18 protein-coding genes and 1 pseudogene are annotated in these 19,205 nt (G+C 67.7%); 14 read left to right on the forward strand and 5 right to left on the reverse strand.

The genetic code is table 11. The features are described 5' to 3' along the window. Positions 1-58: 58 nt before the first annotated feature. Both ABSH63_RS04170 and ABSH63_RS04175 read left to right on the forward strand, forming a co-directional pair. Positions 59-373, forward strand: coding sequence for a ribbon-helix-helix domain-containing protein (locus ABSH63_RS04170; protein WP_352887700.1), 315 nt, complete (start codon positions 59-61; stop codon positions 371-373). Beyond that, a complete protein-coding gene (locus ABSH63_RS04175; protein WP_352887702.1) occupies positions 360-782 on the forward strand; it encodes a type II toxin-antitoxin system VapC family toxin in 423 nt (140 codons plus the stop codon). Before ABSH63_RS04170 ends, ABSH63_RS04175 begins: the two co-directional genes overlap by 14 nt. Here the strand turns inward: ABSH63_RS04175 and argH are convergent. After that, the gene (argH, locus tag ABSH63_RS04180; protein ID WP_352887704.1) at positions 777-2,180 is read right to left on the reverse strand and encodes an argininosuccinate lyase; all 1,404 of its coding nucleotides are present in this window, start codon (positions 2,178-2,180) and stop codon (positions 777-779) included. The two genes, ABSH63_RS04175 and argH, sit on opposite strands and share 6 nt — an antisense overlap. A 131-nt stretch (positions 2,181-2,311) precedes the next feature. Between argH and ABSH63_RS04185 the strand changes: the two genes are divergently transcribed. From ABSH63_RS04185 to ABSH63_RS04205, 5 genes are all read left to right on the forward strand, one after another. Then, positions 2,312-3,427 carry a sensor histidine kinase gene (locus ABSH63_RS04185; RefSeq protein ID WP_352887706.1) on the forward strand — a complete coding sequence of 372 codons (1,116 nt, stop codon included), beginning with the start codon at positions 2,312-2,314 and terminating at the stop codon, positions 3,425-3,427. 2 nt (positions 3,428-3,429) lie between these two features. Further along, positions 3,430-4,173: a LytR/AlgR family response regulator transcription factor gene (locus tag ABSH63_RS04190; RefSeq protein ID WP_352887707.1), complete on the forward strand. Its 744-nt coding sequence runs from the start codon at positions 3,430-3,432 to the stop codon at positions 4,171-4,173. Positions 4,174-4,235: 62 nt separating this feature from the next. Further along, positions 4,236-5,159 (forward strand): hydroxymethylbilane synthase, encoded by a 924-nt coding sequence (hemC, locus tag ABSH63_RS04195; protein ID WP_352887709.1) that lies wholly within the window; start codon positions 4,236-4,238, stop codon positions 5,157-5,159. A 2-nt stretch (positions 5,160-5,161) separates the two neighbouring features. Next, complete coding sequence (locus ABSH63_RS04200; RefSeq protein ID WP_352887710.1) at positions 5,162-7,099, forward strand: uroporphyrinogen-III C-methyltransferase; 1,938 nt, start codon at positions 5,162-5,164, stop codon at positions 7,097-7,099. Then, complete coding sequence (locus ABSH63_RS04205) at positions 7,096-8,283, forward strand: heme biosynthesis HemY N-terminal domain-containing protein (protein WP_352887712.1); 1,188 nt, start codon at positions 7,096-7,098, stop codon at positions 8,281-8,283. Before ABSH63_RS04200 ends, ABSH63_RS04205 begins: the two co-directional genes overlap by 4 nt. Before the next feature lie 13 nt (positions 8,284-8,296). Here ABSH63_RS04205 and ABSH63_RS04210 read toward each other — a convergent pair whose 3' ends face one another. Continuing rightward, the gene (locus ABSH63_RS04210) at positions 8,297-9,340 is read right to left on the reverse strand and encodes a 2Fe-2S iron-sulfur cluster-binding protein (RefSeq protein WP_352887715.1); all 1,044 of its coding nucleotides are present in this window, start codon (positions 9,338-9,340) and stop codon (positions 8,297-8,299) included. Between the two features lie 12 nt (positions 9,341-9,352). Between ABSH63_RS04210 and ABSH63_RS04215 the strand changes: the two genes are divergently transcribed. Then, on the forward strand, positions 9,353-10,222 hold the full coding sequence (locus ABSH63_RS04215; protein ID WP_352887717.1) for an SDR family oxidoreductase: 870 nt from the start codon (positions 9,353-9,355) through the stop codon (positions 10,220-10,222). A 56-nt stretch (positions 10,223-10,278) separates the two neighbouring features. After that, positions 10,279-10,397, forward strand: a pseudogene (locus ABSH63_RS04220) (MscL family protein); the annotation flags it as partial. A 20-nt stretch (positions 10,398-10,417) separates the two neighbouring features. Here the strand turns inward: ABSH63_RS04220 and ABSH63_RS04225 are convergent. After that, entirely contained in the window at positions 10,418-11,896 is a 1,479-nt protein-coding gene (locus ABSH63_RS04225) for a DUF3336 domain-containing protein (protein ID WP_352887719.1), read from the reverse strand. 124 nt (positions 11,897-12,020) lie between these two features. Here ABSH63_RS04225 and ABSH63_RS04230 point away from each other — a divergent pair, with 124 nt between their 5' ends. Further along, positions 12,021-12,512 carry a DUF456 domain-containing protein gene (locus ABSH63_RS04230; protein ID WP_352887721.1) on the forward strand — a complete coding sequence of 164 codons (492 nt, stop codon included), beginning with the start codon at positions 12,021-12,023 and terminating at the stop codon, positions 12,510-12,512. Positions 12,513-12,520: 8 nt separating this feature from the next. On the opposite strand, the gene ABSH63_RS04235 is transcribed toward ABSH63_RS04230, so the two are convergent. Beyond that, on the reverse strand, positions 12,521-14,293 hold the full coding sequence (locus ABSH63_RS04235) for a LysM peptidoglycan-binding domain-containing protein (protein WP_352887724.1): 1,773 nt from the start codon (positions 14,291-14,293) through the stop codon (positions 12,521-12,523). Between the two features lie 203 nt (positions 14,294-14,496). Between ABSH63_RS04235 and pip the strand changes: the two genes are divergently transcribed. Continuing rightward, complete coding sequence (gene pip / locus ABSH63_RS04240) at positions 14,497-15,444, forward strand: prolyl aminopeptidase (protein ID WP_352887727.1); 948 nt, start codon at positions 14,497-14,499, stop codon at positions 15,442-15,444. Here the strand turns inward: pip and ABSH63_RS04245 are convergent, their stop codons facing one another. Further along, positions 15,445-15,909, reverse strand: a complete 465-nt coding sequence (locus ABSH63_RS04245) for an Lrp/AsnC family transcriptional regulator (protein ID WP_352887729.1) — start codon at positions 15,907-15,909, stop codon at positions 15,445-15,447. It abuts the gene before it with no gap. Positions 15,910-16,041: 132 nt separating this feature from the next. Between ABSH63_RS04245 and phhA the strand changes: the two genes are divergently transcribed. From phhA to ABSH63_RS04260, 3 genes are read left to right on the forward strand one after another with little or no spacing between them, the layout of a single operon-like run. After that, the gene (phhA, locus tag ABSH63_RS04250; RefSeq protein WP_352887732.1) at positions 16,042-16,980 is read left to right on the forward strand and encodes a phenylalanine 4-monooxygenase; all 939 of its coding nucleotides are present in this window, start codon (positions 16,042-16,044) and stop codon (positions 16,978-16,980) included. Beyond that, the gene (gene hppD / locus ABSH63_RS04255) at positions 16,977-18,068 is read left to right on the forward strand and encodes a 4-hydroxyphenylpyruvate dioxygenase (RefSeq protein WP_352887733.1); all 1,092 of its coding nucleotides are present in this window, start codon (positions 16,977-16,979) and stop codon (positions 18,066-18,068) included. The genes phhA and hppD overlap by 4 nt, the downstream gene beginning before the upstream one ends. After that, positions 18,065-19,201 (forward strand): homogentisate 1,2-dioxygenase, encoded by a 1,137-nt coding sequence (locus ABSH63_RS04260; RefSeq protein WP_352887734.1) that lies wholly within the window; start codon positions 18,065-18,067, stop codon positions 19,199-19,201. The genes hppD and ABSH63_RS04260 overlap by 4 nt, the downstream gene beginning before the upstream one ends. Positions 19,202-19,205: the final 4 nt, after the last annotated feature.

Here is a 19,205-nt window from a genome sequence, read left to right on the forward strand (position 1 = left end):
TGGCAATCGAGCCTGGCCTTCGTGTATCGTCTGACAACGTCAGACAGATAGGCGCCAGATGAAGACCGCCGAACGCAAAGCGCGATATGACGCACAGGATCGACCGCCCGAGCGCGTGACCGTGCGACTCAAGCCGGAGCTTGCACGACAACTCGATGCGGAGCGCCGCGCAACCGGGCTGACCGTGACCGAAGTCATCGAGCAGGCGCTGACCGGGCATTTCGCGCGACAGCCGCGGCGCGGCCGGCTCACGCTGATACAAGCCCTGCAAAAACACGGCGTGATCGGTGCCGTGGACCTCGGGCCGGATGCCTCGGTCGATTACAAGAGCGGAGTACGGCAAGCGATCGACACCAAGCATGGTCATCGCTGACACCGGCTTCTGGGTCGCGCTCTACAACCGGCGCGACCGGCATCATCAGGCCGCGCTCGACGCCGCCGAGCGCTACGACGCCGAGGGTTTCATCACCACGCACGTCGTGATCGCGGAAGCCTGCCATCTGCTGCACCGCCGCGAACACGCCGGCGTGATGCTGCAATTCATCGAGGCCCTGCGCGACGGGCCGGTCGAGATCATGGATCTGCGCGTCGACGATCTTGCGCAGATCGCGCGACTGATGCACAAGTACCGCGAACTGCCGATGGACTACGCCGACGCCTCACTCGTGCTGCTGGCGGAGTACCTCGGGCACGGCCGTATCCTCACCACCGATCGACGCGACTTTGGCAGTTACCGCTGGAAAAGCCGGCACCCGTTCGAAAGCCTGATGGACACGCTATGAAGCTCCGGACGCCCTCGCCCGCGCGATCGCGGCGCGCACCTGCACCGGCGCCGTCGCGCCGTAGTGATCGCGTGCCTTGAGCGAACCTTCGAGCGTGATGCAGGCGTAGACGTCGCCTTCGATCAACGACGAAAAGCCCTTGAGCTCGTCCAGCGACAGCTCGGCGAGATCGCAGCCCTTCTTCGCCGCGTAGGCGACGGCGCTGCCGACGGCATGGTGCGCGTCGCGAAATGGCAGGCCTTTTCGGACCAGGTAGTCCGCCAGGTCGGTGGCGGTCGAAAAGCCTTTGACGGCGGCGGCGCGGCAGTTGTCGCGCTTGACCGCGATGGCCGGAATCATCTCGGCGTAGACCTGAAGGCACATCGTCACCGTGTCCACCGTGTCGAACAGCGGCGGCTTGTCTTCCTGGTTGTCGCGGTTGTAGGCCAGCGGCTGGCCCTTCATCAGCACCAGCAGCGCATTGAGGTTGCCGATGACGCGCCCGGTCTTGCCGCGCACCAGTTCCGGCACGTCCGGATTCTTCTTCTGCGGCATGATCGAACTGCCGGTGCAGAAGCGGTCGGGCAGCTCGACGAAGCCGAACATCGGCGTCGACCACAGGATCAGCTCCTCGCTCCAGCGCGACAGGTGCACGAGGATCAGACTGGCTGCGAAGCAGAACTCGATCGCGAAGTCGCGATCGGACACGGTGTCGAGCGAATTCTCGGTCACGCCGTCGAAGCCGAGCTGTTCGGCGACGAAGTGACGATCGATCGGGTACACCGTGCCGGCGAGCGCGGCGGCGCCGAGCGGCAACAGGTTCATGCGCTTGCGGCAATCCAGCAGCCGCGCGCGGTCGCGCAGGATCTGCTCGCGCCATGCCAGCACGTGATGGCCGAAGCTGACCGGCTGGGCGATCTGCAGATGGGTGAAACCCGGCATCACCGTGTCGGCCTCGCGCTCGGCGAGGTCGAGCAGGCCGGCGGCGACACGGTCGATCAGCGGCACCAGCTCGTCGATGACGTCGCGCACGTACAACCGCAGGTCGGTCGCGATCTGATCGTTGCGCGAGCGGCCCGTGTGCAGGCGCTTGCCGGCATCGCCAATGCGCGCGGTGAGCTCGGCCTCGATGTTCATGTGCACGTCTTCGAGTTCCATCTTCCACTCGAAGCGGCCGGCGTCGATGTCTTTCAAGATGCCGTCGAGACCGGCGACGATCGCCTCGACGTCCGCGGAACTCAGCACGCCCACCTTGCCGAGCATGCGCGCATGCGCCTGCGAACCGCGGATGTCCTGGCGGTACAGGCGCGTGTCGAAGCTCACCGACTCGGAGAAGCGCTCTACCAGGGTGGAGGTCGATTCGGCGAAACGTCCTCCCCAGAGCTTCTGGCCGGAGTTGTGCTTGGAGGTGCTTGACATGATGGTACGGGCGGACTGGGGCAGGGAATTATAGGCGCCGGGTGCTGCCGGCCAGACCACGGGCGCGCTTGCCGGCGCGGCCTGCCCCTGCGAATCTTGCAGCGAGTCCACCGACCGACCACGATCGCCGCGTGCAACGCATCCGACCTTCCACAGCGCAGGCGCTCGATCTATTTCCCGACTTCTGCTCGCTGCGCAGCGTGCTGACGCTGGCGTTCACGATGGAGCTGGTCGCCATCGTGCTGACGCTCGGCAGCGGCGCCGCCGGTCGCGCCGGCGTCGAGAAACTGCTGCTGATCTCGATCTATCTACAGTGGATCAGCCTGTGCTCGGCGGCGGCGATGTGCTGGGCGCGGCGCTGGATCGGTGTTGCGCGCGCCGGCGTCGTGTTCTTCCTCTGCTGGGGCATGTTGGTGGTGATCGTGATGCTGATCGCCGATCTGGCCTATCGCATCACCCATGCGCTGGACTGGGCATTCGTCGCGCCGGCGCAGTCGCGGCTCGAATTCGTTCTGCGCCACACCGGCATCGCAGCGATCGTCGCAGCGCTTCTGCTGCGCTACTTTTGGGTGCGTAACCAGTGGACCATGCAGGTGCAGGCCGAGGGTGAGGCGCGCTACCAGGCGCTCAACGCGCGCATCCGCCCACATTTTCTGTTCAACGCTCTGAACAGCCTTGCCGCGTTGATCCAGGTCCGCCCCAACGAAGCCGAGATGATGGTCGAGGACTTGTCGGATCTATTCCGCGCGAGCCTTGAAAAGCGCGGTCAGGTCGCGCCGCTGGTCGAAGAGATCGGCCTGTGCCATGCGTACCTGCGCATCGAAAAGCTGCGCCTGGGCGACAAGCTCAAGGTCGAATGGGACGTCCCTGAGGAGCTGCTGAACTGGAAAGTGCCGAAACTGGTCGTGCAGCCGCTGATCGAGAACGCCGTGCATCACGGTGTCTCGCGGCTCGCCGGCGGCGGCGTGATCCGCATCGCCGCGCGCGAGATCTTCGGGCGCTTGATCATCGAGGTGACCAACCCGATGGCCGGTGGCGACGGCGCGCCGAGCAGCGGCAACCGCATCGCCATCGACAATATTGCCCAGCGGCTGAACCTGATTTACGGTGAGGGGGCGCGCCTGGAAATGGGCCGCGATCTGCGACTCGAGGGCGGCGTGTTTCGCGCGCGGCTGGTCCTGCCGGCGCAGCCACGGCGCGAAGGTCGTGATGGTGTCGTCGAGGTCGATCAGGCAAGAGGGGAGTGAAGATGCGCGTCGTGATCGTGGACGATGAACCGCTGGCGCGTGAACGCCTGCGACGCCTGCTTCAGGAATTCCCGGGCTACGAGGTCGTCGGCGAGGCCGGTGACGGCGAGACCGCACTGGACGTGATCGACGACGAGGAGCCGGATCTCGTGCTGCTCGACATCCGCATGGGCGGGATCGACGGCTTGCAGGTCGGACGCCAGCTCGCCGAAATGGACGTGCCGCCGGCGGTGATCTTCACCACCGCCTACTCCGAGCACGCGCTTTCGGCCTTCGATGCCAGCGCGCAGGGTTATCTGCTCAAACCCATCCGTCTGGAAAAGCTGCGTGACGCGTTGCAGCGCGTGCGCAAGCCAACTCGCGCGCAAAAGCCGCAGGGCACTTCGGCAGCCGGCGACGGCAAACCCAAGCGGGAGTTCGTGCTCGCGACGACGCGCGACGGCCTGGTGCGCGTGCCGTTCGACGAGATCCTCTACTTTCTTGCGGACCAGAAGTACACCACGGTGTATCACCTGCACGGCGAGGTGCTGATCGAGGAATCGCTCAAGACGCTGGAGATCGACTTCGCGCCGCTGTTCCTGCGCGTGCACCGCAAGGCGCTGGTCAACACGCGCTACATCGCCGGGCTCGAACGCGATCGCCACGGCGATCCGCATCACTGGCTCAAGCTCAAGCACGTCGCCGACCCGTTGCCGGTGTCGCGGCGCCGGCTTGCCGAGGTGCGGCGCTTCCTCACGGAAACCTGAGCGTCGTTGCCGGGCTCGTGTGACAATGCGGGGCGATCCAGCGCCCGAAAGACCCTCCTCGCATGAAGCTTCGCATCGCCACGCGCGAATCTCCGTTGGCGCTCTGGCAGGCCCATCACGTGCGCGAACGGCTGCAGCAGGCCCACGCGGGCCTCGCCGTCGAGCTGGTGCCGATGACCACACAGGGCGATCGGCTGCTCGGCAGCTCGTTGGCCACGATCGGCGGCAAGGGCTTGTTCGTCAAAGAATTGGAGCAGGCGTTGCTGGACCGGCGCGCCGACATCGCCGTGCATTCGATGAAGGACGTCCCGGTGCAGCAGCCCGATGGCCTGATGCTCGCCGCCTTCCTGCATGGCGAAGACCCGCGCGATGCCTTCGTCTCCAATGCGTACGCCGCGTTCGACGCGCTGCCGCAGGGTGCGCACGTCGGCACCTCGAGCCTGCGTCGGCAGGCGCAGCTTCGACATCTGCGGCCGGACCTGCGCGTGACCGAGCTGCGCGGCAATGTCGGCACGCGCCTGCGCAAGCTCGACGAAGGCCAGTATGACGCGATTTTGCTCGCCGCCGCCGGGTTGGTGCGGCTGGGGCTGGCCGGACGTATCCGCGAGCGTTTCCCGGTCGAGCGCTTCGTGCCGGCGATCGGTCAGGGCATCATCGGCATCGAGTGTCGCGCAGACGATGCGCATACGCGCGCGCTGCTCGCGCCGCTGCATGATGCGCGTTCGCAGCATCGGCTCGCCGCCGAACGCGCGATGAACGCGCGGCTCGGTGGCGCCTGTCAGGTGCCGGTCGCCGGGCACGCCGTCGTCCAAGGCGACCGGTTGCGCCTCGTCGGTCTGGTCGGCGCGCCGGACGGCTCGGTTCTACTGCGCGACCAGATCGAAGGGGCGCGCAACGACGCGGCTGCGCTCGGCGAGCAGCTTGCCCAGCGTTTGCTCGACGCCGGTGCGCGCGCGATTCTCGCGCCGCTCGGCTTTCGCCTTTGACGATGACCGAACCGGCGACGCTCGACGGTCTGCGCGTGCTGGTCACGCGCCCGGCCGAGCAGGCCGAGCCGCTGTGTCGGCTGCTGGAGCGTCATGGCGCCCGGGTCACGCGCTTGCCGTTGCAGGTCATCGAGCCGGTGCGCCAGGGGGCGAGCGCTGCAGCCCGATTGCAGCGGCAGCGGCAGGCGCGAGCATGGATCTTCACCAGTGTCAACGCCGTGCGCTACGCCCGTGCGCTCGATGCCGGGGTGTGGCCCACGTGCATCGCCGTCGGCCCGGCGACTGCCGCCGCGCTGCGGCAGGCCGGGATCGAGGAGGTGATCACACCGGCGCAACGGCACGACAGCGACGGGGTACTGGCGCTGGACCTGCTGCATGATGTGCGCGACCAGGACGTGGTGCTGGTCACCGGCGAAGGCGGGCGCGATGCGATCGAAACCGGGCTCGCCGCGCGCGCTGCGCGGGTCACGCGCGTGGAGGTCTACCGCCGGGTCGCGCTGCCGCATACGCCAGAAGCACTCGCGCGCGCCTGCGCCGACGTCGATGCCGCCGTCTTCACCAACGGCGAATCGCTGCGCCTGATGTTCACACGCATCGCCGACGATGCGCGACTGAGACTGCTCGACCTGCAACTGGTTGTGCCCAGCCGGCGTGTGGTAGAACAGGCGCTCGAACTCGGCTTCAGAACCGCGCCGCTGGTCCCCGAGCAAACGGGCGACGCCGGATACCTGCGCGTCCTCGAGCACTGGTGGCAGACCCGGGACAGGCCTTCCCGCATGACTGATCAAAACCCCAAGCAGGATTCCGAATCACCCCCGACGGACGCTGCGGCTACCATGGCCGCCGCCGTGCCCGAGGCCCCGACCGAGTCCGGCTCTGAGACGGGCGCCGCAGCCGGCGCCGAGGTTGCAGCAGCAGTGCCGACTGCGGCTGGACGGGGGCGCGCCGCCCTATGGGGACTGCTCGTGCTGCTGGTCGGCTTGGCGTTAGTCGCCGCTGTCGGCTGGGAAGGCTGGCGCCGGATCGAGGCGATGATGGCCGAGCGTGATGCACGCATCGACCGCCTGCAGGCCAGCGTCGATGCCGGCGGCGCGCAAGTCGAACGCCTGCAGACGCGTGTCGCCGATCAGGCCGTCGCGGTGCAGCGCAACGCCACGCAGATCGCGCGCTTCGGCGAGCGTCTCGATGCCCAGGACCAGGCGATTGGCCTTTTGCGCGAGGAGCTCGGTGGCGGCCGCATCCGTGTACAGCTCGCCGTCGTCGAGCAGTTGCTGCTGCTTGCCAACGACCGCTTGCAGGTCGGCCGCGAGGTCGACGCCGCGATCACCGCGCTCGAAGCCGCGGACACACGACTGGCGGCGCTCGCCGATCCGCGCTTGTTCGCGGTGCGCGAGGCGATCGCGCGCGAACGCACGGCATTGCAGGCGGTGCCGCGCGCCGATATTCCGGGCGCCGCGCTCGTGCTGGCGAGTCTGATCGAGCGGGCGATGCGGTTCGCACTCAAGGCGCAGGTGCCGGAGCGCTTCACGCCAGTGCCGCGCGCAGCCGACACAGACGAGGTCGAACCGACCTCACGCGGGCAGCGCGCGTGGCTCGCGCTGCGACGCGCGGTGTCCAGCGCGTTCACGATCCGTCGCGAAGCCGGGCCGCCGCCGCAGATGCTCAGCGATGAGCAGGACGCGCTGATCCGCCAAGTGCTCGCGCTCAAGCTCGAAGGCGCGCGCGCCGCGCTGCTACGTCGGGATGCTGCGACCTTCCGCGAGCTGTGTCGCTCGGCTTCGGCCTGGCTCGGGGAGTACTTCAGCGACGGTGATCCAGCCATCGAGGCCGCGCGTGCAGAGCTGACGCGGCTGCAGGATCTGCAGCTCGATCCGCCGCTGCCGGACATCAGCGCGAGTCTCGTGCTCCTCAGAGCGCAACTGGAGCCCGCACCGCAATGATCCGCACGCTGCTGATCGCGGTCGTCGCGCTGGCGCTGGGCGCCGCTGCAGCCTGGTATCTGCGCGACGAGACCGGCTATGTGCTGCTGGGCTTCCGCGGCTGGATCGTCGAGACCTCGCTGCTCGGCCTGCTGCTCGGGCTTGCGCTGCTGATGTTCGGCGTCTGGTTGCTGCTGCGCCTGCTGGTCAGTGGTGTGCGTCTGCCGCAGTCGTTACGCACGATGATGGAACGTCGCCGCCGCGAGCGCGCGCAGCGCTCCTTCGAGGCCGGGCTGCTGCATTTACTCGAAGGCGACTGGCAGCGCGCGGAAGTCGAACTGGTGCGCCGCGCCGCGGACCACCATGCCGCGCAGCTCAACTACCTGGCCGCGGCGCGCGCGGCGCAGCGCCTGGGCGCCGGCGAGCGGCGCGATCACTACCTGCGGCTCGCTACCAACCTGTCACCTCAGGTCGAACGTGCGGCCCTTTTGACGCGCGCCGAGCTGCAGATCGAGCGCGGCGAGTTCGTCGCTGCGCGCGAGTCCGCCGAGCGCTTGCGTCAGATCGATCCACAGCAGCCCTATGCCGCCGAATTGCTCGCCGAAGCGCTGAGCGGCCTCGGTGACTGGGAAGCGCTGCGGTGTCTGCTGCAGGAGCCTGCGGTCACCGCGAGACTCAATCCCGCCAAGCGCCGCAAGCTGCTGGAGCGTGCGCTGCTCGAACGCCTGCGCATGGCCGAGGGCGAGGCACGCCTGGAACGGCTCAAGGCCCTGTGGAGTGAAGCGCCGGCCGATGCACGCCAGTGGCCCGCCGTGCGTCTGCAGTATGCGCACAGTCTCGCGCGCCTCAACGCCCAGGCCGAAGCGATGGCGCTGGCCAGCGACACACTGGCGCGCGAGTGGGACGCGGGGCTGGCCGAGCTCTACGGCAGCCTCGAACCCGCCGACGTCGTCGCGCAGCTCGCGACCATCGAGCAGTGGCTGACGCGCTACGGCGAACGGCCGGAATTGCTGCTCGCCGCGGGTCGCGCCTGCCTGCGCAACCGTCTATGGGGCAAGGCGCGCAGCTATCTCGAAGCGGTGATCAGGCTCGCACCATCGGCGGCCGCGTATCTCGCGCTCGCCCGTGTCTGCGAGCAGACGCAACAGCCGGACGAGGCGCAAAGGCTCTACCGGCAGGGGTTGGAGTTGACGGTCGCGCCGTGAACGCCCGGGGGCTTTATGCCATTCCCGGCCAGGTTTCGTGGGCGTAGTCGAAGCTGTCGTAGAACAGGTGATCGGCGTCGAGGCCGGCGGCGGCAAAGGCTTGCTTGCCGGCGCGCACCATCGCCGGCGGCCCGGACAGATAGGCCGCAAAGCCGCGCAGCACGGGATGTGCCCGCAGCACGGCTTCGTGCACCAAACCGGTCGCGCCGTCCCAACCCGGTTCCGGTTCCGACAACACCGGCACGTAGCGTAGCCATGCATGCCTGCGCGACCACTGCGTGAGGCGTTCGTGTAGATACAGATCGCGCTGTGCGCGCACGCCCCAGTACAGATACACCCTGCGTTCGCACGCATCGCGCGTGAGGGCTTCGAGCATCGCGTGAATCGGCGCGATGCCGGTGCCGCCGGCCACCATCACCGTGGGCCGTGCGGCGTCATCGCGCAGATAGAACGCGCCGAGCGGGCCTTCGAAGCGCAGGATCGCGCGTTCCGGCATCTCATGCGCCGCCCACTGCGCGAAGCGTCCGCCGGGCGCGACGCGGATGTGAAGTTCCAGCGTCGGGTTCGTAGCGTCCACCTGCGGTGCGTTGGCCAGCGAAAAGCTGCGGCGGCGGCCGTCGTCGAGCAGCAGGTCGATGTACTGCCCCGGCATCCAGGTGAACGCGCCTGCGCTCGCACTGCCCCTCGGTAGCTTGAGGCTCAGGCCGAGCACGTCGTGCGCGAGCCAGGTCCGGGATTGCACGCGGCACGGCAGTTGCCGCGGCCGCAGTGCGTCGAGCTGCGGCGGCTGGTGCAGGTCGAGCAAAAGGTCCGAGCGCGGCCGGGCGAGGCACATCAGGATGTAGCCCGCTTCGACTTCCGCTGCGGACAGCCCCGGCGGCGGAAACGGATACTCCACAAGCCCTTCGAGCTTGCGCACGCGGCACGAGGCGCAGCCGCCGGATTGGCAGCCGAACGGCAGCGCGAGATGATGCCGCAGACCCGCCTGCAGCACGGTTTCGTCGGGCGAGACCTCGAAGACCGTTTCGCGGCCCGCCAACCGCACGCGATGTGTCATGCTCGCGGCACCATGAATGAACTCCAGCATCCGCCGCGCGCGTTGATCGCGGGTTGCGGCGACATCGGTTTGCGTGTGGCGCGACGTTTGCGCGCAGCGGGCGGCGAGGTTACGGCAATCCTGCGCGACCCGCAAAAGCGCGCGCCGCTCGATGCGATCGGCGCTGCGGTGCGCATCGACGATCTCGATCGACCCACCGACGCCGGTGATTGGCCGTGGCTGTTCTGGTTCGCGCCGCCGCCGCCCGAGGGCGAGATCGATGCGCGGCTGCGCGGCTGGCTCGCGGCGCAGCGCGGGCGTATCGGCCGCGTCGTCTACATTTCCACGTCCGCGGTGTACGGCGACTGCGACGGTCGCTGGATCGACGAGGACGAACCGCTCAAGCCACAAAGCGCGCGAGGCCGGCGGCGTCTCGACGCGGAAAAGGTACTCGCCAACTGGTGCCGCGCGACCGGCGCGCAGCACGTGATTCTGCGTGTGCCCGGCATCTACGGCCCCGGCCGCTGGCCGCTGCAGCGTCTTAGTGCCGGGCTGCCGGTGCTCCGCGCCGAGGACGCGCCGTACAGCAATCGCGTGCACGCCGATGATCTCGCCGCGGCCGCGGTGCTGGCCGCTGCGCGCGGTGTGGATGGGCACGCCTACAACATCGCCGATGGTGAGCCGACGACGATGACCGACTACTTCACGCAGGTTGCGCGTCGCTTCGGCCTGCCCGAGCCACCGGTGGTCGATCGCGCCGAGGCGCGGCGCGTCTTCACCCCGGCGATGTGGTCGTTCATGGAGGAGTCCAAGCGGCTGCGCATCGAGCGCGCCCGCACCGAGCTCGGCTTTGCGCCGCGTTATCCGAATCTGGCAGCCGGTCTGGCCGCCGCGGATGGTTGATCGCACCGGCCGGGTACACGGTCGCGATCCGCGCCTCCCGCGCAAAGATGCGCGCGATGAGCCTGATCGACGAGTTCGGGCCGCTCGCGATGCGCGGCAACGTGATCGATCTTGCCGTCGGCGTGGTCATCGGCCGGCCTTCGGCGAGATCGTCTCGTCGCTGGTCGGTGAGATCTCGACGAGCCGCTGAGCGGATCAGCGCGACGCGACGCGACGCAGTACCGGCCGGCGCTGCTGAAGCAGCTCGTGCTCACGCGCCTTGAGCAGGCGCAGGCAGTCCTCGAAGGTACGCGAGATCCGCGTCTGGTTGCGGATGCGTTCGAGCTTGGGCCAGGTGGCGCGCTCGCCGGAGCGCACGTAGCGCTGGATGTCTTCCGGCGTCGGGTTGGTGAACGTGCGCAGCACGCGTCGTGGCGTGCTGCGCGGGTAGATGTTGATGTCGCCCGAGTAGCGCTGGCGCACGACGTTGTCGATCTTGCCGAGGACGCGGCCGCTGCCGTAGGGATCCAGATGCTTGCGCGCCAGCGACAGCGCGCCGCTGCCGCCGGACTTGACCAGCTCGGCGGCCAGCGGCACGACCCCGCGACGGCCCTGCTGCTCGCGGTCGATCCGCGCCATGAACGGCACGATGTGCGGATTGGTCTGGCTGACGATGTAGTGGTTGACGTTGTGCAGCCGCGCGATGCGCAGCATCGGCAGATCGGCGGAGAGGGTGCCGTCGATCCAGCGCTTGCCGGGCATGTACGGCACGATCTGGCCTTCGTAGTCGCGCGCCTGCAGCGCCACCGGCGGGAACACGCCGGGGACTGCGCACGAGGCCAGCACCGCGCGGCGCAGGATCACGTGCGGCGCGGTCAGGTAATTGAGCAGCCGGCCCTGCTGGTGCGGCTCGGCCGGCGACACGGTGACGCAGATGATGCGCTTGCTGTAATCGAAGGCTTCGACGAAGCTCCGGTCGCCGATGTTCGCGGCGAGACAACGTTCGAGCTGCGCGCCGTCCATCATGGCGCCGCCCTTGAGCGCTTCACGCAGGCCCAGGGCGCGGAAGGCATCAAGGTCGAGGCCGCCGGGCTGGAACAGGGCGTCGATTTCCTCGTCGAGCCGTGTGCCGACGGTGGCGGCGATGATCGAGCCGGCGCTCGATCCGGAAATCACACGGGGCAGCAACTGCGCTTCGTGCAGGGCCTTGATCACGCCCAGATGGAACAGGCCCAGCGTGCCGCCGCCGGACAGCAGCAGCGCCGAGCGGCCGAAGGCCATGGCGGTGCGCTTGAAGAACTGGATCTTGTCCTCGAAGCCGAAGTCGGGGAAGTCCCCGGCGCAGACGAAGTCCAGACAGCGCGTGACTTCGGCGATGTACTCCTCGATCAGGCGCTTGGTGCCGACACGGGCAATGCCGTAGAGCGCCGGGTTGGACATGTTGCCGAGATTGCCGTGCAGCCCCTCGTAGAGATCGAAGGCGAGCTGACGCGCGTCGCCGGCCTGGCGCAGGCGGCGCAGCGCGGTGAGCCGCTCGCGGATCAGCAGGTAGTCGTAGTCGTCGCTGGTATCGTCCTGCTTCCAGTCCTCGGCACCTTCGAGGCGGTCGAGTTCGAGCGCGATCTCGCGCCAGCTTCGGTAGTCGGCGGCGTTGTCGAGGTCCTGGATCCGCTGGGCGATGAGCTTGCGGGACATTCTGGGGGGCATCCTCATCGCCGCCGAGTGTAAGCGATTTGGTGCACTGCGGAAGACGGGTTCGTTCACCTTTCGTCGGCGACGAACGTCTAAGCTGTCGCGTCTCTGGTACTCGACATCGCCCATGGACCCCGTCGTCATCACCTTGTCGTGGTTGGCCGTCGTCGCCTTGATCGCGGTCGGCATCGCCGGTGCGGTGCTGCCGGCGCTGCCCGGCGTGCCCTTGGTCTTCGTCGGTCTGTGGCTCGCGGCGTGGATCGACGGTTACGCGCGCGTGGGTAGCGGCACGCTGGTCGTGCTCGGCGTGCTGACGGCGCTGGCGCTACTGATCGACTTCGTCGCCTCGGCGCTCGGCGCCAAGCGCGTCGGCGCCAGTCCCAAGGCGGTTACCGGCGCTGTGCTCGGCAGCCTGGTCGGCCTGTTCTTCGGCTTGCCAGGCATCATCCTCGGGCCCTTCGTCGGCGCGGTACTCGGCGAGTTGGCGACGCAGCGCAATTTCGATCACGCCACCCGCGTCGGCATCGCCACGTGGATGGGTTTGCTGTTCGGCACCATCGCCAAGCTGGTGACCTCGCTGGTGATGGTCGGGATCTTCGTGTTCGCCTACTTCTGGTGAGGTGCTGATCAGTCCTGCGGTACTTGCAGCGTCTGTCCCACCTTGATCAGGCTCGACGTGCCGAGCCCATTGGCGCGGCGCAGCGCCTCGATGCTGACGTCGTACTCACGCGCGATCGACGACAGCGTCTGCCCGCTGCGGACGCGGTGTTCGCGCGTGATGGGCGCGCGGCCCTCGACCGGAATGTCCAGGCGCTGACCGACGCGGATCAACGATGAGGACAAGCCGTTGGCCGCGCGCAGGCTCGCCTCGCTGACGCGGTAGCGGCGCGCGATGGCGGCCAGCGTGTCGCCGCGGCTGACGATGTGCACGGCGGCCTCGCGTCGCGCTGCCTGAATCTGCGAGCGGGTCAGGGCCGGCTTGGATTCGCCCACGGCGACGCTGATCGGCCCCGGTCGCGCTTCTTCGCGAGGCGGCACCTTGATCACCTGACCGATGCGGATCATCGAACCGCGCAGGCCGTTGACCCTCTGTAGCGCTTCGACGGAGGTGCGGTACTCGCGCGCGATGCCGCCCAGCGTCTCGCCCTTGCGCACCTTGTGCAACAGAAAGTAGACGCGCTGGCTGTCGAAGCGCTCGTGCTCGCCCAGACGCGCGTAGCCGACTTCGAAACTGCGCGCGGAGCCTGCCGGAACACGAATCAGATGGCCTGGTGGCACGTACAGCTTGCCGTCGATCACATCGGGTCGATAGGCCGGATTGAGCTTGCGGAACAGCTCGTCGTCACCGCCACTCAAGCGGCGCAGCGTCTCGTAGGGCACGTAGTGCTTGGTCTCGACGATCTCGAACTCGATCGGATCGAGCCCGGCCGGCCGGTCGCTGCGCTGACGCCATTCGCGTTCGAGTTCGACGGCCGCGAGAAACTCGGCGTAATAGTTCTTGCCGGCGAAGCCCCAGCGAGGATGGTTGCCGCGCTCGATCAGGTCGACCAGGGTCTTGCCGTTGATCGCCTTGAGACCACGGGCGATGCCGTAGCGGCCGTGATTGTAAGCGGTCACCGCCAGCGGCCAATCCTGCAGCAGGGCATAGTCGTCGCGCAGGTGGCGTGCGGCGGCATCGGTCGAGGTCCAGGGATCGCGGCGGTCGTCGACCACCTCGTCGAGCCGCATGTACAGCTTGGCCGAGGCTGGAATGAACTGCCAGACGCCGGCGGCGTGCGAGCGCGAGTAGGCCTCGACGTTGAAGCTGGATTCGACGATCGGAAGCCGCGTGAGTGCTTTGGGCAGTCCGTAGCCGGCGAAGATCTGCTCCATGTACGGCAGATACGCGTCGGCGACCTGCAGCGCCCGCTCGGTGCGCTCCTTGATGCCGCGCTGTGTGCGGATGGTGCCGCGCAGCCGGGCAAAGCGGTCGTCACCGGGCTGATCCTTGAACAGCTCGAAGATGCGCCGCTCCTCGGCGTTCATCGACTGCGGTGCATGGCGCTTGGCGTGCACCGAAGCGATCAGGCGCTCCATCGCCTCGCGCGCATCCTGGTCGGCCTTGCGTCGGTAGTTGTCGAACTGCGCTTCCGACATCGTCGCGGCCTTGCCGCGGTGATCGATCACGCGCAGCACCTTCCATGGAATCTCGCTCGAATGCACGATGGTCTGCAGCTCGGAGTAGCCGCCGAAGACCTGTTTCCAGAACTGGACTTTGGCTTCGATCTGGCGATAGCGCGGGAACAGCACATCGAAGGAGGCTGCGCCGTGCGAGGCCGTGGCCGTCTGCGTCGCCTCGGAGCGCTCCCCCGGCGCGGCCGACGACGCAGCGGCACTCGCCGCCGCGGAGCCCAGGAGCATGCCGACACTCAAACCCATGTGCCGCAACACGGCCCCCACCACTCCGCTGACTCCCACGATACGCATCCCGCGACGGCGCAGCCGTCAGTGCAGTTGGAACTGGCGCGAAATGGTAGTTGGCGCGTCGCGCACGGGCAACGACGCGCGCGATCCGGCGATGCGGTTAAGCTAGCCGCTCACTCGATCCATCGACCGAGCCCGCCATGGCGCAACCATTTCCCGCCATCGAGCCGTACCACACACTTCGCCTCAAAGTGTCCGATCTACACGAGCTGCACATCGAGGAGTGCGGCAATCCACAAGGCCAGCCGGTGGTGTTCGTGCACGGCGGCCCGGGCGGCGGCGTCGAGCCCTGGCATCGGCAGTTCTTCGATCCGCAGAAGTACCGCATCGTGCTGTTCGATCAGCGCGGCTGCGGCCGCTCCACGCCGTATGCCGAGCTGCGCGAGAACACGACTTGGGATCTGGTCGCCGACATGGAGCGTATCCGCGCCGAGTTGGGCATCGAGCGCTGGGTCGTCTTCGGCGGCTCCTGGGGTTCGACGCTCAGCCTGGCTTACGCCCAGACCCACCCGCAGCGTTGCAAGGCGCTGATCCTGCGCGGCATCTTCTTGCTGCGCGAAGCCGAGATCCGCTGGTTCTATCAGGACGGCGCGAGCTGGATCTTTCCCGATGCCTGGGCGGAGTTTCTGCGGCCGATTCCCGAGGCCGAGCGCACCGATCTGGTCAAGGCGTACTACAAGCGTCTGACCAGCCCGGATCCTGTCGTGCGTCGCGAGGCGGCCAAGGCCTGGAGCATCTGGGAGGGGTCGACCAGCAAGCTGTTCCCGAGTCCGGAGATGGCGGCACGCTTCGGCGAGTACCGCTTCGCCGAAGCCTTCGCGCGCATCGAATGCCACTACTTCATCCACAAGGGCTTCTTCGATCGCGACGATCTGCTGCTCGCCAACGCGCACAAGCTGCGCGGGATCCCCGGCGTGATCGTGCAAGGCCGCTACGACGTGGTGTGTCCGATGAAGTCGGCCTGGGATCTGCACCGCGCCTGGCCGGAGGCGGAGTTCCATGTCGTCGCCGACGCCGGCCATGCGGCCAGCGAGCCGGGCATCCTGTCGCGCCTGGTCGACGCGACTGAGCGTTTCGCCACTTTGTAGTTACAGCGCGAGCCCCTCGTCGCGCTTGATCGCTTCGAGCACCAGGCTGGAGCGCACGTCCTTGACGCCCGGCAGGCCGATCAGCACCTTCATCGAAAACTCGGCGAAGGCTTGGAGATCGGCCACCTGCACGTGCAGAAGGAAGTCCAAGTCCCCGGTCATCACGTAACAGGCGCGCACCTCGGCACGGGCGCGGATCGCCTCCTCGAACGCGAGCGTCACATCGCGCGACTGGCGCTCGATGCTCACCCGCACGAAGGCCTCCACGCGCCGGCCCAGGGCCGCGGGGTCGAGGATCGCGGCATAGCGCTGGATGACGCCGATGTCCTCGAGCTTGCGTACGCGGCGCTGGCAGGCGGTCGGCGACAGCGACACCCGTTCGGCGAGTTCGACCATCGGCAAGCGGCCGTCGCGCTGCAGCTCGCGCAGGATGCGCAGATCGGTGCGGTCGAGATCCGGGCGCATGAAATCACACCGACATCGAGAATACTCGCAGAATATCACCAAGAAATGTGCGACTGACGCGCGAAATTGCAGAAATGCTGCGCCGAAACCGCGCTAAGCTGGCTCCATCCCTGCGGACCGGCGGAGGCGAGCATGTTCGGGGCCCACACCACCAGCGGCCTGCGCGGTGACTACTCGCGCGCGCGCGCCGATTTCACCGTCGAGCAGTCCTGGCAGACCTATGGCGAGGCCGATCATGCGCTGTGGCGCCGGCTGTACGCGCGCCAGTCGCAGCTGGTCCGGCACTACGCCTGCCGCGCGTTCGCCGACGGTCTGGCGCGTGCCGACTGCGCGGACGCGATTCCGGATCTGGCGCGCGTCAACCGCGCGCTCACGCGCGCGAGCGGCTGGCAACTGGTCGCCGTGCCCGGCTTCATCCCGGACGAGCAGTTCTTCCGTCACCTGGCGGCGCGGCGCTTCCCGGTGACGGTGTGGCTGCGCAAGCCCGAGGAATTGGACTACCTCGTCGAGCCCGACATCTTTCACGACTTCTTCGGCCACGTGCCGATGCTGTTCGATCGTGCTTTCGGCGACTTCATGCAGGCCTACGGCGAAAAGGGACTGCGCGCGCTCGCGGTCGGCGCGCTGCCGCACGTTGCGCGGTTGTACTGGTACACCGTCGAGTTCGGCCTGATCGACGCCGAGGACGGCCTGCGCGCCTTTGGTGCCGGCATTCTCTCGTCCGGCGGCGAGACGCCGTATGCGGTCGAAAGCCCCACGCCGCTGCGCGTACGCTTCGACCTGCGCCGCTGCATGCGCACGCGCTACCGGATCGACGACTTCCAGAAGACCTACTTCGTGATCCGCGCGATCGACGAACTCAAGGACACGGTGGCGCAAGACCTGGTGCCGCTGTTGCAAAGCCTCGTGCTCGAACCCGAGCTGGAACCCGACCGGCTCTACCCCGGCGACGAGCCGGTGCCGCCGCGCGCGTGCCGGCCTGAAGCGCAAGGCGCGATGCGCGCGTCCCCCGCGCCGAGGTCCCGCATCAAAGTCCCGGGTGAGTCCGGGGCGGAGCATCATCTGTCATGAGCACACCAGCACCCGCGGCCGCGCCGCACAACCCGCTCGGCACCGACGGCTTCGAGTTCGTCGAGTACACCGCGCCGACCCGCGCCGGCATCTTAGAGCTGCACCGGCTGTTCGAGATGATGGGCTTCACCGCGGTGGCCCGGCACCGCAGCAAGGACGTGACGCTCTATCGTCAGGGTGACATCAACTTCCTGGTCAACGGCACGCCTTACACGCACTTCGAGCAGTTCGCCAAGGCGCACGGCCCCAGCGCCTGCGCGATGGGCTGGCGCGTCAAGGATGCAGTCAAGGCCCACGCGCACGCGCTCGCGCAGGGCGCGGTGCCCTTCGACACCAAGCCCGGCTTCATGGAACTGCGCCTGCCGGCGCTCTATGGCATCGGTTCGAGTGTCCTGTATCTGATCGACCGCTATGGTCCCGAGCACTCGATCTACGACGTGGACTTTCGTTTCTTCGACGGCGTCGAGCGCGTGCCGAAGGGCGTCGGTCTGACCGTGATCGACCACCTCACCCACAACGTCGAGCGCGGCAACATGGACACTTGGGCCGGTTTTTACGAGCGCATCGGCAACTTCCGCGAGATCCGCTATTTCGACATCGAGGGCAAGCTCACCGGATTGGTGTCTCGGGCCATGACCTCGCCGTGCGGCAAGATCCGCATCCCGATCAACGAGAGCGCCGACGATCAGTCGCAGATCGAGGAATTTCTGCGTCAGTACCGCGGCGAGGGCATCCAGCACATCGCGCTCGCCACCGACGACATCTACGCGACGGTCGAGGCGCTGCGCGCGCGTGGCGTGCAGTTCATGGACACGCCCGACGGCTACTACGATCAGGTGGACCGGCGCGTGCCGCGGCACGGCGAGCCGCTCGCGCGGCTGCGCGAACTGCGCATCCTGATCGACGGCGCGCCCGCCGAGGGCATTTTGTTGCAGATCTTCACCAGCACCGTCATCGGCCCGATCTTTTTCGAGATCATCCAGCGCAAAGGCAACGAGGGCTTCGGCGAGGGCAACTTCAAGGCCTTGTTCGAATCGATCGAGGACGACCAGATCCGGCGCGGCGTGATCAAGAGCGAGGCCGCATGAAGAAGTGGATCTACCGCCCGATCGTCGAGGGCCTGGCCTCGCGACAGGCGCACGCCGATCTGCCCGCAGGCACGGTCGAGCGCGAGCTCGGCAAGGAAGGCTTCTTCGGCCCGGCGACGCAGATGATCCATCCGCGCCCGCCGACCGGCTGGACGAGCTGGGAAGGCCCCTTGCGGCCGCGCGCCTTCGACCTTTGCAAGCTCGCCGCGGCCGCGGCCTGTCCGTGGGATGCGCCGGTGGTGTTGCACAACCCGCATCTGTGCCTGCGCCACTGGGTCTGCGCGCAGCCCATGCAGGCGCTCGTGCGCAACGCCGATGGCGACGAGCTGCTGTTCCTGCACCAAGGCGATGCCGAGCTCTACTGCGACTACGGTCATCTGAGTCTGGTCGCCGGTGACTACGTCGTGCTGCCGCGCGGCACGATGTGGCGCATCGATTGCGTGCAGCCGACGACGTGGTTGTTGATCGAGGCGACCAATTCCAGTTACCAGCTGCCGGACAAGGGGCTGATCGGCGAGCACGCGATCTTCGATCCGGCGCTGTTCGACTATCCCCGCATCGACGAGGCATTCCGGGCGCAGCAGCAGGGCGCGCTGGGCGCACGCGACTGGCGCGTGCGGATCAAGCGCGGCAACCGCATCTCCACCGTGACCTATCCGTACAACCCGCTCGATGCGCTCGGCTGGCACGGCACGCTGATGCCGGTGCGCATCAACGTGAGGGACATCCGTCCGCTGATGTCGCACCGCTACCATCTGCCACCCAGCGCGCACACGACCTTCGTCGCGCACCGCTTCGTCGTCTGCACCTTCGCGCCGCGCCCTTTCGAGACCGATCCGGGTGCGATCAAGGTGCCGTTCTTCCACAACAACGACGACTACGACGAAGTGCTGTTCTACCACGCCGGCGACTTCTTCTCGCGCGACAACATCCATCCCGGCATGATGACGCTGCACCCGTGCGGGTTCACGCACGGACCGCATCCCAAGGCGCTGCAGAACATGCTGGTGCAGAAGAAGCCGGCGACCGACGAATACGCGGTGATGATCGACGCACGCGACGCGCTCGAGGTCGGCGACGACATGCCCAGTGTCGAGTGGACCGACTACCATCGCTCCTGGCGCAGCGACTGACTTG

This window comes from Sinimarinibacterium thermocellulolyticum, assembly GCF_040327995.1.
GTDB lineage: Bacteria > Pseudomonadota > Gammaproteobacteria > Nevskiales > Nevskiaceae > Solimonas > Solimonas thermocellulolyticum.